Annotated in this window: 20 protein-coding genes; all 20 read right to left on the bottom strand. The window is 68.0% G+C overall.

What is annotated here, in order from left to right; translation table 11 throughout:
• Positions 1-6: 6 nt before the first annotated feature.
• The 20 genes from rpsH to rpsL all read right to left on the bottom strand — a co-directional run bounded on the left by rpsH (position 7) and on the right by rpsL (position 12,501).
• A complete protein-coding gene (gene rpsH / locus EDF32_RS08040; RefSeq protein WP_123307990.1) occupies positions 7-405 on the bottom strand; it encodes a 30S ribosomal protein S8 in 399 nt (132 codons plus the stop codon).
• A gap of 72 nt (positions 406-477) precedes the next feature.
• Positions 478-663, bottom strand: a complete 186-nt coding sequence (locus EDF32_RS08035; RefSeq protein ID WP_123307989.1) for a type Z 30S ribosomal protein S14 — start codon at positions 661-663, stop codon at positions 478-480.
• A gap of 1 nt (position 664) precedes the next feature.
• Positions 665-1,237, bottom strand: coding sequence for a 50S ribosomal protein L5 (rplE, locus tag EDF32_RS08030; RefSeq protein WP_123307988.1), 573 nt, complete (start codon positions 1,235-1,237; stop codon positions 665-667).
• Complete coding sequence (gene rplX / locus EDF32_RS08025; RefSeq protein ID WP_123307987.1) at positions 1,237-1,578, bottom strand: 50S ribosomal protein L24; 342 nt, start codon at positions 1,576-1,578, stop codon at positions 1,237-1,239. Before rplX ends, rplE begins: the two co-directional genes overlap by 1 nt.
• A 2-nt stretch (positions 1,579-1,580) precedes the next feature.
• Positions 1,581-1,949, bottom strand: a complete 369-nt coding sequence (gene rplN, locus EDF32_RS08020; protein WP_123307986.1) for a 50S ribosomal protein L14 — start codon at positions 1,947-1,949, stop codon at positions 1,581-1,583.
• A 166-nt stretch (positions 1,950-2,115) separates the two neighbouring features.
• Positions 2,116-2,415 (bottom strand): 30S ribosomal protein S17, encoded by a 300-nt coding sequence (rpsQ, locus tag EDF32_RS08015; protein ID WP_123307985.1) that lies wholly within the window; start codon positions 2,413-2,415, stop codon positions 2,116-2,118.
• Between the two features lie 7 nt (positions 2,416-2,422).
• The gene (gene rpmC / locus EDF32_RS08010; RefSeq protein WP_123307984.1) at positions 2,423-2,662 is read right to left on the bottom strand and encodes a 50S ribosomal protein L29; all 240 of its coding nucleotides are present in this window, start codon (positions 2,660-2,662) and stop codon (positions 2,423-2,425) included.
• Positions 2,662-3,081: a 50S ribosomal protein L16 gene (gene rplP, locus EDF32_RS08005; RefSeq protein ID WP_123307983.1), complete on the bottom strand. Its 420-nt coding sequence runs from the start codon at positions 3,079-3,081 to the stop codon at positions 2,662-2,664. Before rplP ends, rpmC begins: the two co-directional genes overlap by 1 nt.
• 2 nt (positions 3,082-3,083) lie before the next feature.
• A complete protein-coding gene (gene rpsC, locus EDF32_RS08000; protein ID WP_123307982.1) occupies positions 3,084-3,929 on the bottom strand; it encodes a 30S ribosomal protein S3 in 846 nt (281 codons plus the stop codon).
• A complete protein-coding gene (gene rplV / locus EDF32_RS07995; RefSeq protein ID WP_123307981.1) occupies positions 3,929-4,300 on the bottom strand; it encodes a 50S ribosomal protein L22 in 372 nt (123 codons plus the stop codon). Before rplV ends, rpsC begins: the two co-directional genes overlap by 1 nt.
• A gap of 78 nt (positions 4,301-4,378) precedes the next feature.
• Positions 4,379-4,660 (bottom strand): 30S ribosomal protein S19, encoded by a 282-nt coding sequence (gene rpsS, locus EDF32_RS07990; protein ID WP_123307980.1) that lies wholly within the window; start codon positions 4,658-4,660, stop codon positions 4,379-4,381.
• Between the two features lie 15 nt (positions 4,661-4,675).
• The gene (gene rplB / locus EDF32_RS07985; protein WP_123307979.1) at positions 4,676-5,512 is read right to left on the bottom strand and encodes a 50S ribosomal protein L2; all 837 of its coding nucleotides are present in this window, start codon (positions 5,510-5,512) and stop codon (positions 4,676-4,678) included.
• Positions 5,513-5,543: 31 nt separating this feature from the next.
• The gene (rplW, locus tag EDF32_RS07980; RefSeq protein ID WP_123307978.1) at positions 5,544-5,843 is read right to left on the bottom strand and encodes a 50S ribosomal protein L23; all 300 of its coding nucleotides are present in this window, start codon (positions 5,841-5,843) and stop codon (positions 5,544-5,546) included.
• Complete coding sequence (gene rplD, locus EDF32_RS07975; protein ID WP_123307977.1) at positions 5,840-6,544, bottom strand: 50S ribosomal protein L4; 705 nt, start codon at positions 6,542-6,544, stop codon at positions 5,840-5,842. Before rplD ends, rplW begins: the two co-directional genes overlap by 4 nt.
• A gap of 5 nt (positions 6,545-6,549) precedes the next feature.
• Positions 6,550-7,212 (bottom strand): 50S ribosomal protein L3, encoded by a 663-nt coding sequence (gene rplC, locus EDF32_RS07970; protein ID WP_123307976.1) that lies wholly within the window; start codon positions 7,210-7,212, stop codon positions 6,550-6,552.
• 14 nt (positions 7,213-7,226) lie between these two features.
• Complete coding sequence (gene rpsJ / locus EDF32_RS07965) at positions 7,227-7,535, bottom strand: 30S ribosomal protein S10 (protein ID WP_012867945.1); 309 nt, start codon at positions 7,533-7,535, stop codon at positions 7,227-7,229.
• A gap of 618 nt (positions 7,536-8,153) precedes the next feature.
• A complete protein-coding gene (tuf, locus tag EDF32_RS07960) occupies positions 8,154-9,350 on the bottom strand; it encodes an elongation factor Tu (protein ID WP_123307975.1) in 1,197 nt (398 codons plus the stop codon).
• A 116-nt stretch (positions 9,351-9,466) separates the two neighbouring features.
• Positions 9,467-11,569, bottom strand: a complete 2,103-nt coding sequence (fusA, locus tag EDF32_RS07955; RefSeq protein ID WP_123307974.1) for an elongation factor G — start codon at positions 11,567-11,569, stop codon at positions 9,467-9,469.
• A gap of 87 nt (positions 11,570-11,656) precedes the next feature.
• On the bottom strand, positions 11,657-12,127 hold the full coding sequence (rpsG, locus tag EDF32_RS07950; RefSeq protein ID WP_123307973.1) for a 30S ribosomal protein S7: 471 nt from the start codon (positions 12,125-12,127) through the stop codon (positions 11,657-11,659).
• Positions 12,127-12,501, bottom strand: a complete 375-nt coding sequence (gene rpsL, locus EDF32_RS07945; protein ID WP_123307972.1) for a 30S ribosomal protein S12 — start codon at positions 12,499-12,501, stop codon at positions 12,127-12,129. The genes rpsG and rpsL overlap by 1 nt, the downstream gene beginning before the upstream one ends.
• Positions 12,502-12,708: the final 207 nt, after the last annotated feature.

Below are 12,708 nucleotides of genomic sequence, written 5' to 3'. Positions count from 1 at the left end.
GTTCGATTACCAGACGTAGGCGAGCACTTCGCCGCCGACGCCCTTGGAGTGTGCCTGGCGGTCCGTGAGCAGGCCGGAGGACGTGGACAGGATCGCCACGCCGAGCCCGCCGCGCACGGTGGGGAGCTTGGTCGACTTCGCGTAGACGCGCAGACCAGGCTTCGAGATTCGGGTGATGCCCACGAGCGAGCGCTCGCGGTTCGGCCCGTACTTCAGCTCGATGGTGAGGTTCTTGCCCACACGAGCGTCCTCGACGCTCCAGGCGGAGATGTAGCCCTCGGCCTGCAGGATCTCCGCGATGTGGGACTTCAGCTTCGAGAACGGCATGGTCACCACGTCGTGGTGCGCCGAGTTCGCGTTCCGCAGACGCGTCAGCATGTCTGCGATGGGGTCGGTCATCGTCATTGGGCTTCAGCCCTTCCTCGCCGGGGTATCCAGCCGCCGTCCTGGGACGGGGCCGGACCTACGACGTAGTTGTTACCAGCTGCTCTTGGTGACGCCGGGAAGCTCACCACGGTGGGCCATCTCGCGAAGGCACACGCGGCAGAGGCCGAACTTGCGGTACACGGAGTGCGGGCGACCGCACCTCTGGCACCGGGTGTAGGAGCGCACCGCGAACTTGGGCTTCGCGGCCGCCTTGTTGACCAGGGCCTTCTTCGCCATGTCAGTTCTCCTTGAAGGGGAAGCCGAGACGGCGCAGCAGGGAGCGGCCCTCAGCATCGGTCGTCGCGGTCGTGACGATGGTGATGTCCATGCCACGCACGCGGTCGATCTTGTCCTGGTCGATCTCGTGGAACATCGACTGCTCCGTGAGCCCGAACGTGTAGTTGCCGTTCCCGTCGAACTGCTTCGGGGACAGGCCACGGAAGTCGCGGATGCGCGGGAGGGCGGTCGACAGCAGCCGGTCCAGGAACTCCCACATCCGGTCGCCGCGCAGCGTGACGTGCGCGCCGATCGGCATGCCCTCACGCAGCTTGAACTGGGCGATCGACTTGCGTGCCTTGGTGACCTGGGGCTTCTGGCCCGTGATCGCCGCGAGGTCGCGGATCGCGCCCTCGATCAGCTTGGAGTCCTTCGCGGCGTCGCCCACACCCATGTTGACGACGACCTTCGTGAGGCCGGCGACCTGGTGGACGTTGCCGTGGTCGAACTCCTCGCGCAGCCCCGCGAGGATCTCCTCGCGGTACTTCTGCTTCAGGCGCGGCGTCGCCGGCGCCTCGAGCGTGGTCTCGCTCATCAGATGTCCTTCCCGGAGCGCTTGGCGACGCGGACCCGAACCGTGCGGGACCGGCCGTCGCGCTCGACCTCTTCGGTGCGGTACCCGACGCGGGTGCCCTTCTTGGTCTCCGGGTCGACGACCATCACGTTGCTCACGTGGATGGGCGCCTCGACGGTCTCGATGCCACCGGTGCGGGTGCCGCGCTGCGACTGGCCCACCTTGGTGTGCTTCGTGACGCGCTGGACACCCTCGACGACCAGACGGTCGCTCTCCTTGAGCACCTCGAGGACGCGCCCCTGCTTGCCCTTGTCCTTGCCCGCGATGACGACGACGAGGTCGCCCTTCTTGATCTTGGCCATGGTCAGAGCACCTCCGGAGCCAGCGAGACGATCTTCATGAACCGCTTGTCGCGAAGCTCGCGACCGACGGGGCCGAAGATGCGCGTGCCGCGCGGCTCGCCGTCGTTCTTGAGGATCACGGCGGCGTTCTCGTCGAACTTGATGTAGGACCCGTCCGGACGACGGCGCTCCTTGGTGGTACGGACGACGACGGCCTTGACCACGTCACCCTTCTTCACGTTCCCACCGGGGATGGCGTCCTTGACGGTGGCGACGATCGTGTCGCCGATTCCGGCGTAGCGACGGCCCGAACCACCGAGAACGCGGATGCAGAGGATCTCCTTCGCACCCGTGTTGTCGGCGACCCGAAGTCGCGACTCCTGCTGGATCATGTAGTGAACTCCTGTCGTCGAGCTGGTTCTCGCCGAGCGAGCCTTGCCGAACGGATATCTGTCAGTGTCGGTACCCCGCCCCGGCGCACGCGCCGTGGACCCGGACCGGATCAGTCACTGGGGCCGCCGCGGTGCCCGGCCGGAGCCGGGCCACCGCGACGGGGTGCTACTTGGCCTTCTCGAGGATCTCCACCAGGCGCCACCGCTTGGAGGCGGACAGCGGGCGGGTCTCCTGGATCACCACGAGGTCACCGACGCCGGCAGTGTTCTGCTCGTCGTGCACCTTGACCTTCGTGGTGCGGCGGATGACCTTGCCGTAGAGCGGGTGCTTGACCCGGTCCTCGACCTCGATCACCACGGTCTTGTCCATCTTGTCGCTCACCACGTACCCGCGGCGCACCTTGCGGTTCGCCCGGGGCGCGGTGGGAGCGTCGGCCGACGCTGCGGCCGTGTCCTTCTCGCTCATTTCAGCCTCACTCACTCGGGCTCGGTGCGGTACGGATGCCGAGCTCGCGCTCGCGGATGATCGTGTAGATCCGCGCGATGTCCCGACGCACGGCCTTGAGACGGCCGTGGCTCTCCAGCTGGCCGGTGGCCGACTGGAAGCGGAGGTTGAAGAGCTCCTCCTTGGCCTTCTTGAGCTCGGCGACGAGACGCTCGTCGTCGAACCCGTCCAGGTTGCTGGTCTCCAGCTCCTTGGTCCCGACAGCCATCAGTTGCCACCACCCTCACGCGCCACGAAACGGCACTTCATCGGAAGCTTGTGCATCGCGCGGCGCATGGCCTCGCGAGCGAGAGCCTCGTCGACACCGGCCAGCTCGAAGATGATGCGGCCCGGCTTGACGTTGGCGACCCACCACTCGGGCGAACCCTTGCCGGAGCCCATGCGGGTCTCGGCAGGCTTCTTCGTCAGCGGACGGTCCGGGTAGATGTTGATCCAGACCTTTCCGCCACGCTTGATGTGACGGGTCATGGCGATACGGGCCGACTCGATCTGGCGGTTCGTGACGTACGCAGGCTCGAGAGCCTGGATGCCGTAGTCGCCGAACGCGACGGTCGTACCGCCCTTGGCCGCGCCGGAGCGCGACGGGTGGTGCTGCTTGCGGTGCTTGACCCTGCGAGGGATCAGCATGGTCAGGCCTCCGTTCCGGTCTCAGGGGCCGACGCGGCCTCCGCCGGAGCAGCGGGCTGCTCGGCGGCGGGAGCTGCCGCGGGTGCCTCGGCACCACGGTCGGCCGGACGCTCGGAGCCGCGACGCGGGGGACGGCGGTCGCCGGCACCGCGCGGGCCGCCACGGCCCTGGCGCGGAGCTGCGGTCGCCTGCTGCGCGGCGAACTCCTTCTCGGTCATGTCGCCCTTGTAGACCCAGACCTTGACGCCGATGCGCCCGAAGGTCGTGCGGGCCTCGAAGAAGCCGTAGTCGATGTTCGCGCGCAGCGTGTGCAGCGGGACGCGACCCTCGCGGTAGAACTCCGAGCGGCTCATCTCCGCGCCGCCGAGGCGGCCGGAGACCGCCACGCGGATGCCCTTGGCACCGGCGCGCTGCGCGGACTGGATGCCCTTGCGCATCGCGCGGCGGAACGAGACGCGGCTCGCGAGCTGCTCGGCGATGCCCTGGGCGACCAGCTGCGCGTCGATCTCGGGGTTCTTGACCTCGAGGATGTTCAGCTGCACCTGCTTGCCGGAGAGCTTCTCGAGCTCGCCGCGGATGCGGTCGGCCTCGGCGCCACGGCGACCGATGACGATGCCCGGGCGTGCCGTGTGGATGTCCACGCGGACACGGTCACGGGTGCGCTCGATCTCGACCTTGGAGATGCCGGCACGCTCGAGACCGGTGCTCATGAGCTTGCGGATCGCGACGTCCTCGCGGACGTAGTCGCGGTACCGCTGGCCGGCCTTCGTGCTGTCGGCGAACCAGCGCGACCGGTGATCGGTGGTGATCCCGAGACGGTACCCGTGCGGGTGAACCTTCTGTCCCACTATCGGGCCCTTCCCTTCGTGTCATCACGCGGAGCGACGACCACGGTGATGTGGCTCGTCCGCTTGAGGATCTGGCTCGCACGACCCTGCGCACGAGGCCGGAACCGCTTGAGGGTCGGGCCCTCGTCCACGAAAGCCTCCGAGACGACGAGCTCCTGCTCGTCGAAACGGGTGCTCGCGTTGTCGGCCTTCACCCGGGCGTTCGCGATCGCGCTCTCCACGACCTTGCGAACCGGCTCGCTCGCCGCCTGCGGCGCGAACTTGAGCACCGCCACGGCCTCAGCGGCCTGCTTGCCACGGATGAGGTCCACGACGCGCCGGGCCTTCTGGGGCGTGACACGGACGAACCGCGCCTGCGCCTTGGCTTCCATTGCTGTCCTGCCTTCTTGTGTCTTGACCGTCATTCGACAATCCAGTCCGTCGTCGCGACGTCGCCCGAGGGCGACGTGTCAGCGACGACGACCCTTCTTGTCGTCCTTCACGTGGCCGCGGAAGGTCCGCGTAGGTGCGAACTCGCCGAGCTTGTGGCCGACCATCGACTCGGTGACGAACACCGGCGTGTGCTTGCGACCGTCGTGCACGGCGAACGTGTGGCCGAGGAAGTCGGGCGTGATGACCGACCGACGGGACCACGTCTTGATGACGTTCTTGGTCCCCTTCTCGTTCTGCACGTCCACCTTCTTCTGCAGGTGGTCGTCGACGAAGGGGCCCTTCTTCAGGCTACGAGGCATGTCTCCAGGCTCCTATCAGCGCTTCTTGCCGGTGCGGCGACGCCGCACGATGAGCTTGTCGCTCGGCTTGTTGGGGTGACGCGTACGACCCTCGGGCTTGCCCCAGGGGCTGACCGGGTGACGACCGCCGGACGTCTTGCCCTCACCACCACCGTGGGGGTGGTCGACCGGGTTCATGACGACACCGCGGACGGTCGGGCGGACGCCCTTCCAGCGCATGCGGCCGGCCTTGCCCCAGTTGATGTTGGACTGCTCGGCGTTGCCGACCTCGCCCACCGTCGCACGGCAGCGCAGGTCGACGTTGCGGATCTCGCCGGACGGCATGCGCAGCTGGGCGTAGGGGCCGTCCTTGGCGACGAGCTGCACCGACGCACCGGCCGAGCGGGCGATCTTCGCGCCGCCACCGGGCCGGAGCTCGATGGCGTGGATGACCGTACCGGTCGGGATGTTGCGCAGCGGCAGGTTGTTGCCGGGCTTGATGTCCGCGCCGGGACCGTTCTCGATCGCGTCGCCCTGCTTGAGGCGGTTCGGCGCGATGATGTAGCGCTTCTCGCCGTCCGCGTAGTGCAGGAGCGCGATGCGCGCGGTGCGGTTCGGGTCGTACTCGATGTGCGCGACCTTCGCCGGCACGCCGTCCTTGTCGTGACGACGGAAGTCGATCACGCGGTAGGCGCGCTTGTGGCCACCGCCCTTGTGGCGGGTCGTGATGCGACCGGAGTTGTTCCGCCCGCCCGTCTTCGACAGCGGACGGACCAGCGACTTCTCCGGCTGCGAGCGCGTGACCTCGACGAAGTCGGCGACGCTCGAGCCGCGGCGGCCTGGCGTCGTCGGCTTGTACTTACGGATTCCCATGGGGATCTGTCCTCAATCTGCTCTCGTCGGCTCAGCCGAAGATGTCGATCGTGCCCTCGCGGAGGGTGACGATCGCACGCTTGGTGTCCTTGCGCTTACCGAGACCGAACCGCGTCCGACGGGCCTTGCCCTTGCGGTTGATCGTGTTGACCGACTTGACCTTGACGTCGAAGACCTTCTCGACGGCGATCTTGATCTCGGTCTTGTTCGCGCTCGGGTGCACGACGAAGGTGTACTTGCCCTCGTCCAGCAGCCCGTAGCTCTTCTCCGAGACGACCGGCGCGATCAGGATGTCGCGCGGGTCCTTCTGGATCGTGCTCTCGGCGCTCACTTCGCGGCCTCCTCGGTTGCGATGTCGTCCGCCTCCGTCGAGGTGGCGACGGCCTTCACCGAACGCCCCTTGGCGGGGCCGGCGAGGAACGCGGCGAGCGCGGCCTCGGTGAAGACGACGTCGTCCGAGACGAGGACGTCGTAGGTGTTCAGCTGGTCGGCGACCAGGAGGTGCACCCGCTCGACGTTGCGCAGCGACCGGAGCGTGAGCTCGTCGCCACGCTCGAGCACCACGAGGGTGTTGCGGCGCGGGGACAGCTGCGCGAGCGTGGCCACGGCGTCCTTCGTCGACGGCACGCCGTCGACGCCGAAGCCGGCCACCACGTGCACGCGACCCGCACGGGCCCGGTCGGAGAGGGCACCGCGCAGTGCAGCGGCCTTCATCTTCTTGGGCGTGCGCTGGTCGTAGCTGCGCGGCTGCGGGCCGTGGACGGTGCCACCGCCGGCGAACTGCGGTGCACGCGTCGAACCCTGACGGGCGCGGCCGGTGCCCTTCTGCTTGTAGGGCTTGCGGCCACCGCCGCGGACCTCGCCGCGGGTCTTGGTGGAGTGCGTGCCCTGACGGGCCGCGGCGCGCTGGGCGACGACGACCTGGTGGATGAGCGGGACGTTCGTCTGGACGTCGAACACCTCGGCGGGAAGGTCGGCGGTGCCGGCCTTCTTGCCCTTGGCGTCGAGGACGTCAACAGTCTGAGCAGCCATGGGTGTCAGGCTCCCTTCACGGCGCTGCGCACGAGGACGACGCCGCCCTTGGGTCCGGGAACCGCGCCCTTGACGAGCAGCAGGCCCTTCTCGGCGTCGACCGCGTGGACGGTCAGGTTCTGGGTGGTCTGACGGTCGTGGCCCATCCGGCCAGCCATCCGCACGCCCTTGAAGACGCGCGACGGGGTCGAGGCCCCACCGATCGAACCGGGCTTGCGGTGGTTGCGGTGCGCACCGTGCGAGGCGCCGACACCGGAGAAGCCGTGACGCTTCATCACACCCGCGAAGCCCTTGCCCTTGGTCGTTCCGGAGACGTCGACCTTCACGCCCGCCTCGAAGACCGTGGCGTCGAGCTCCTGGCCGAGAGTGAACTCGGCGGCGTCCGACGTCCGGACCTCGGTGACGTGACGGCGCGGCGTGACGCCGGCCTTCTCGAAGTGGCCCTTGAGGGGCTGCGTCACCTTGCGCGGGTCGATCTGGCCGGCCGCGAGCTGGACCGCGGCGTAGCCGTCGGAGTCCGCTGCGCGCACCTGCGTCACGACGTTGGTCGGGATGCCGACCACGGTGACCGGCACGAGGCGCCCGGCCTCGTCCCACACCTGGGTCATCCCGAGCTTGGTTCCGAGCACGGCCTTGACGGCGCGCGCGTTCTGCTGGGGGGTAGTCATGGGTTCCTCCAGCCTCAGAGCTTGATCTCGATGTTCACGTCGGCAGGCAGGTCGAGACGCATGAGCGAGTCGACGGCCTTCGGCGTGGGATCGATGATGTCGATCAGCCGCTTGTGCGTGCGCATCTCGAAGTGCTCGCGGCTGTCCTTGTACTTGTGAGGCGATCGGATGACGCAGAAGACGTTCTTCTCCGTCGGCAGCGGCACCGGACCCACGACCGTCGCACCAGCGCGCGTCACCGTGTCGACGATCTTGCGCGCCGAACTGTCGATGACCTCGTGGTCGTAGGACTTGAGCCGGATGCGGATCTTCTGTCCCGCCATGGCGTCGTCTGACTCTCTCTCTCGAACCGCTAGCTGTCCGGCCCCCGCGTTCGGGCGTGTCGTATGTTCCGACCCACCTCGACGCGCGCACCACCAGGGTGCGGGGCCGTTGGATATGCGTCCCATGCTGCGGACGAGGCCCGTGGGCCGGCGTCCGCGGCGATGAGCCGCAACGTTCTTCCGCCTGTCGTGCAGAACGTGTGTTCCGCGGGGCGCTCGATCTCCGTCGACAGCGAGCTCAACCCGCGGCTTGGCCGCAGCGCCCCGGTCGTGACCGGGGGCGGTTCAACACACTGTTCGAAACGTGAAAGAGCGTGCCCGTAACAGGCAACCTGACCATCTTGACACACGAAGGCGCCCTGGGCCAAGTCCGTGGAAGCAGTAAGACCTGTGACGTCCGTCGCTCCGGCGGTCACCAGGGCCGCCGGCGGCGAGGCCGGCCGGGAGCGGCGCTCCCCAGGTGCTCTCGACGCGTCCCCGGACCCGCCGGTCGTGCGCGGGAACGGGGCGGGGCACCCTCGGGTACCCACGACGAGGGGCCCGGCACCGACCGGCACCGGGCCCCTCGCCATCAGCCGAGCGGAGACCGACCGAGGTCGGCCGCCGCCCGGCGGTGGATCACTTGACGATCGTGGTGACGCGGCCCGAGCCGACGGTGCGGCCGCCCTCGCGGATGGCGAAGCCGAGGCCCTCCTCCATGGCGATCGGCTGGATCAGCTCGACCGACATCTCGGTGTTGTCGCCCGGCATGACCATCTCGGTGCCCTCGGGCAGCGTGATGACGCCGGTGACGTCCGTCGTGCGGAAGTAGAACTGCGGGCGGTAGTTCGAGTAGAACGGGTTGTGACGCCCGCCCTCGTCCTTGCCCAGGATGTAGACCTGCGCCTCGAAGTTCGTGTGCGGGGTGATCGAGCCCGGCTTCACGATGACCTGGCCACGCTCGACGTCCTCGCGCTTGATGCCACGCAGGAGGAGACCGGTGTTGTCGCCGGCCTGCGCCTGGTCCATCTGCTTGTGGAACGTCTCGATGCCCGTGACGGTCGTCTTCTGCGGGGAGCGGATCCCGACGATCTCGACGTCGGAGTTGACGTCGAGCGTGCCGCGCTCCACCTTGCCGGTGACGACGGTGCCACGACCGGTGATCGTGAAGACGTCCTCGACGGGCATGAGGAACGGCTTGTCCAGCTCGCGGAGCGGCTCGGGGACGTTCTCGTCCACGGCCTCCATGAGCTCGAGGATCTTGCCGACCCACTTCTCGTCACCCTCGAGAGCCTTCAGGCCGGAGACCTGGACCACGGGGGCGTCGTCGCCGTCGAAGCCCTGCGACGACAGCAGCTCGCGGACCTCCATCTCGACGAGCTCGAGGATCTCCTCGTCGTCGACCATGTCGGACTTGTTGAGCGCGACGAGCAGGTAGGGCACGCCGACCTGGCGGGCGAGCAGCACGTGCTCGCGCGTCTGGGCCATCGGGCCGTCGGTCGCCGCGACCACGAGGATCGCGCCGTCCATCTGCGCGGCACCGGTGATCATGTTCTTGATGTAGTCGGCGTGACCCGGCGCGTCGACGTGAGCGTAGTGACGCGCGGGCGTCTCGTACTCGATGTGCGCGATGTTGATCGTGATGCCGCGCTGCTTCTCCTCGGGCGCCGCGTCGATCTCGTCGAAGTTGCGCTGGGTGTTCGCCGGCAGGTCCGGGTACTTGTCCGCGAGCGTCTTCGAGATCGCCGCCGTCAGCGTCGTCTTACCGTGGTCGACGTGACCGATGGTGCCGATGTTGACGTGCGGCTTGGTCCGCTCGAACTTGGCCTTCGCCACTGGGGTCCTCCTGGGACTTGGGTAGTTGTGCCGAACGATGCAGGTACAAGGTGCACCTGCGGGGCGTGCGGGTCGCTACAGGTTGATGGTTGGTGCTGGGGTCGACCTGTGGGGACTCACTCGCCCCGGGTCTTCTTGATGATCTCTTCGGCAACGTTCCGAGGAACCTCGGAGTAGCTGTCGAACTGCATCGAGTACACGGCACGGCCCTGCGTCTTGGAACGCAGGTCTCCGATGTACCCGAACATCTCTGACAACGGTACCTGGGCGCGCACGACCTTCACACCCGTCGCGTCCTCCATGGACTGGATCATTCCACGACGTGAGTTCAAGTCGCCGATGACGTCGCCCATGTACTCCTCGGGCGTGCGCACCTCGACCGCCATGACCGGCTCGAGCAGAACCGGGTCGGCGCGCCGGATGCCCTCCTTCAGGACCTGCGAGCCGGCGATCTTGAACGCCATCTCCGAGGAGTCGACGTCGTGGTAGGCGCCGTCCAGCAGGGTGGCCTTGACGCCCACGAGCGGGAACCCGGCAAGGATGCCGTGCTGCATCGCGGACTGGATCCCGGCATCGACGCTGGGGATGTACTCGCGCGGGATACGCCCACCGGTGACGGCGTTCTCGAACTCGTAGATCTCGCCCTCCGCCATGTCGAGGGGCGCGAACGAGACCTGGACCTTCGCGAACTGGCCCGAGCCACCGGTCTGCTTCTTGTGGGTGTAGTCGACCTTCTCGGCCGCGCGGCGGATGGTCTCGCGGTACGCGACCTGCGGCTTGCCGACGTTCGCCTCGACCTTGAACTCGCGCCGCATGCGGTCGACGAGGATGTCGAGGTGGAGCTCGCCCATGCCGCCGATGACGGTCTGGCCGGTCTCCTCGTCGAGCTTGACGCGGAAGGTCGGGTCCTCCTCGGCGAGCTTCTGGATGGCGATGGAGAGCTTCTCCTGGTCGCCCTTGGTCTTCGGCTCGATCGCGACGTCGATGACCGGCTCCGGGAACGTCATCGACTCCAGGACCACCGGGTTCTGGATGTCGCAGAGCGTGTCGCCCGTGGTGACGTCCTTCAGACCGATGAAGGCGTAGATGTGGCCCGCCGTCGCGTCCTCGACCGGGTTCTCCTTGTTGGAGTGCATCTGGAAGAGCTTGCCGATGCGCTCCTTCTTGCCCTTGGTCGCGTTGAGCACCTGGGCGCCCTGCGAGACCTTGCCGGAGTACACCCGGACGTAGGTCAGCTTGCCGAAGAACGGGTGCGTCGCGACCTTGAACGCGAGAGCCGAGAACGGCTCGTTCGCATCGGGGTGGCGCTGGATCGTCACCGTCTCGTCCTTGACGTCCAGGCCGTCCACGGCCGGCACGTCGAGGGGCGACGGGAGGTAGTCGATGACGGCGTCGAGCATGGGCTGGACGCCCTTGTTCTTGAACGCCGAGCCGCACAGCACCGGGAAGGCGGCGCTGGTGATGACGAGCTTGCGGATGCCGCCCTTGATCTCGGCGACCGTGAGCTCCTCGCCCCCGAGGAACTTCTCCAGCAGCTCGTCGTCGGCCTCGGCGACGGCCTCCACGAGCTCGGCGCGGTACTGCTCCGCCTTCTCCTGGAGGTCGGCCGGGATCTCCTCGGTGTCGTACGCCTCGCCGAGCTTGGTCTCCCCGTGCCAGACGAGGGCCTTCATCTCGATGAGGTCGACGACGCCGGTGAAGTCGTTCTCCGCGCCGATCGGCAGCTGGATGACCAGCGGCTTCGCCTTGAGGCGGTTGACGATCGTGTCGACGGTGAAGTAGAAGTCCGCGCCGAGCTTGTCCATCTTGTTGACGAAGCAGATGCGGGGGACGTCGTACTTGTCCGCCTGGCGCCAGACCGTCTCGGACTGGGGCTCCACGCCCTCCTTGCCGTCGAAGACGGCGACCGCGCCGTCGAGCACGCGCAGCGAGCGCTCGACCTCGACCGTGAAGTCCACGTGGCCCGGGGTGTCGATGATGTTGATCTGGTTGTTCTTCCAGTAGCAGGTCGTCGCGGCCGACGTGATCGTGATGCCGCGCTCCTGCTCCTGCTCCATCCAGTCCATCGTCGACGCGCCGTCGTGCGTCTCACCGATCTTGTAGTTGACCCCGGTGTAGAACAGGATCCGCTCGGTGGTCGTCGTCTTCCCGGCATCGATGTGGGCCATGATGCCGATGTTGCGGACCTTGTTCAGGTCGGTCAGCACGTCAAGTGCCACGGTGAGTTCCCTTGGGTCGAGAGGTGGGTCGGGGTGCGCGGGTCGCGCGGTACGGGCCGGCGGCACGGGTGCCGCCGGCCGCCCGGGTCACCAGCGGTAGTGCGCGAAGGCCTTGTTCGAGTCGGCCATCTTGTGCATGTCCTCGCGACGCTTGACCGCGGCACCGAGGCCGTTGCTCGCGTCGAGGATCTCGTTCATGAGGCGCTCGGTCATCGTCTTCTCGCGACGTGCGCGCGAGTAGTCGGTCAGCCAGCGCAGCGCGAGGGTCGTCGAGCGCACGGGGCGGACCTCGACGGGCACCTGGTACGTGGCACCGCCGACGCGGCGGCTGCGGACCTCGAGCGCGGGGCGCACGTTGTCCAGCGCGCGCTTGAGCACGACGACCGGGTCGCCGTCGGTCTTCGCGCGGACGCCCTCGAGGGCGCCGTACACGATCGACTCGGCGGTGGACTTCTTGCCGTCGAGCAGGATCTTGTTGATCAGCTGCGTGACGACCGGGGACCCGTAGACCGGGTCGACTGCGAGCGGCCGCTTGGGGGCCGGACCCTTGCGAGGCATTAGCGCTTCTCCTTCTTGGCGCCGTAGCGGCTGCGAGCCTGCTTGCGGCCCTTGACGCCCTGCGTGTCGAGCGCGCCGCGGACGATCTTGTAGCGCACGCCCGGGAGGTCCTTCACACGACCGCCGCGCACGAGCACGATCGAGTGCTCCTGCAGGTTGTGCCCGACGCCGGGGATGTAGGCCGTGACCTCGACCTGGGAGGAGAGCTTGACGCGCGCGACCTTGCGGAGCGCGGAGTTCGGCTTCTTCGGGGTGGTGGTGTACACACGCGTGCACACGCCGCGCCGCTGCGGGGAGCCCTTGAGGGCGGGAGTCTTGGACTTCCCGACCTTCGAGGTCCGCCCCTTGCGGACGAGCTGCTGGATCGTAGGCACTACGGCTCCGTGTCTTCTCGAGCTGTTCGGTCCCGTGCGGGCCCGACGGGTGGTCTGGCGGAGCCGGTAGCGCACGGCGTCCGCGCGACGAACGACGCGTCGCGACAGCCACCAACCACCGGCTCGATGGTCCGCCCCCCGGAATGACCACCGGGGACCGGAGCACCCGCGCGCTCACATCGGCCCCTGCTGCCCGATGGCGGCGAC

The sequence above is a fragment of the Cellulomonas sp. PhB143 genome, from assembly GCF_003752595.1.
GTDB lineage: Bacteria > Actinomycetota > Actinomycetes > Actinomycetales > Cellulomonadaceae > Paraoerskovia.
The sequence above is the reverse complement of the archived record's forward strand: the minus strand, read 5'-3'. Positions and strand labels throughout refer to the sequence as shown.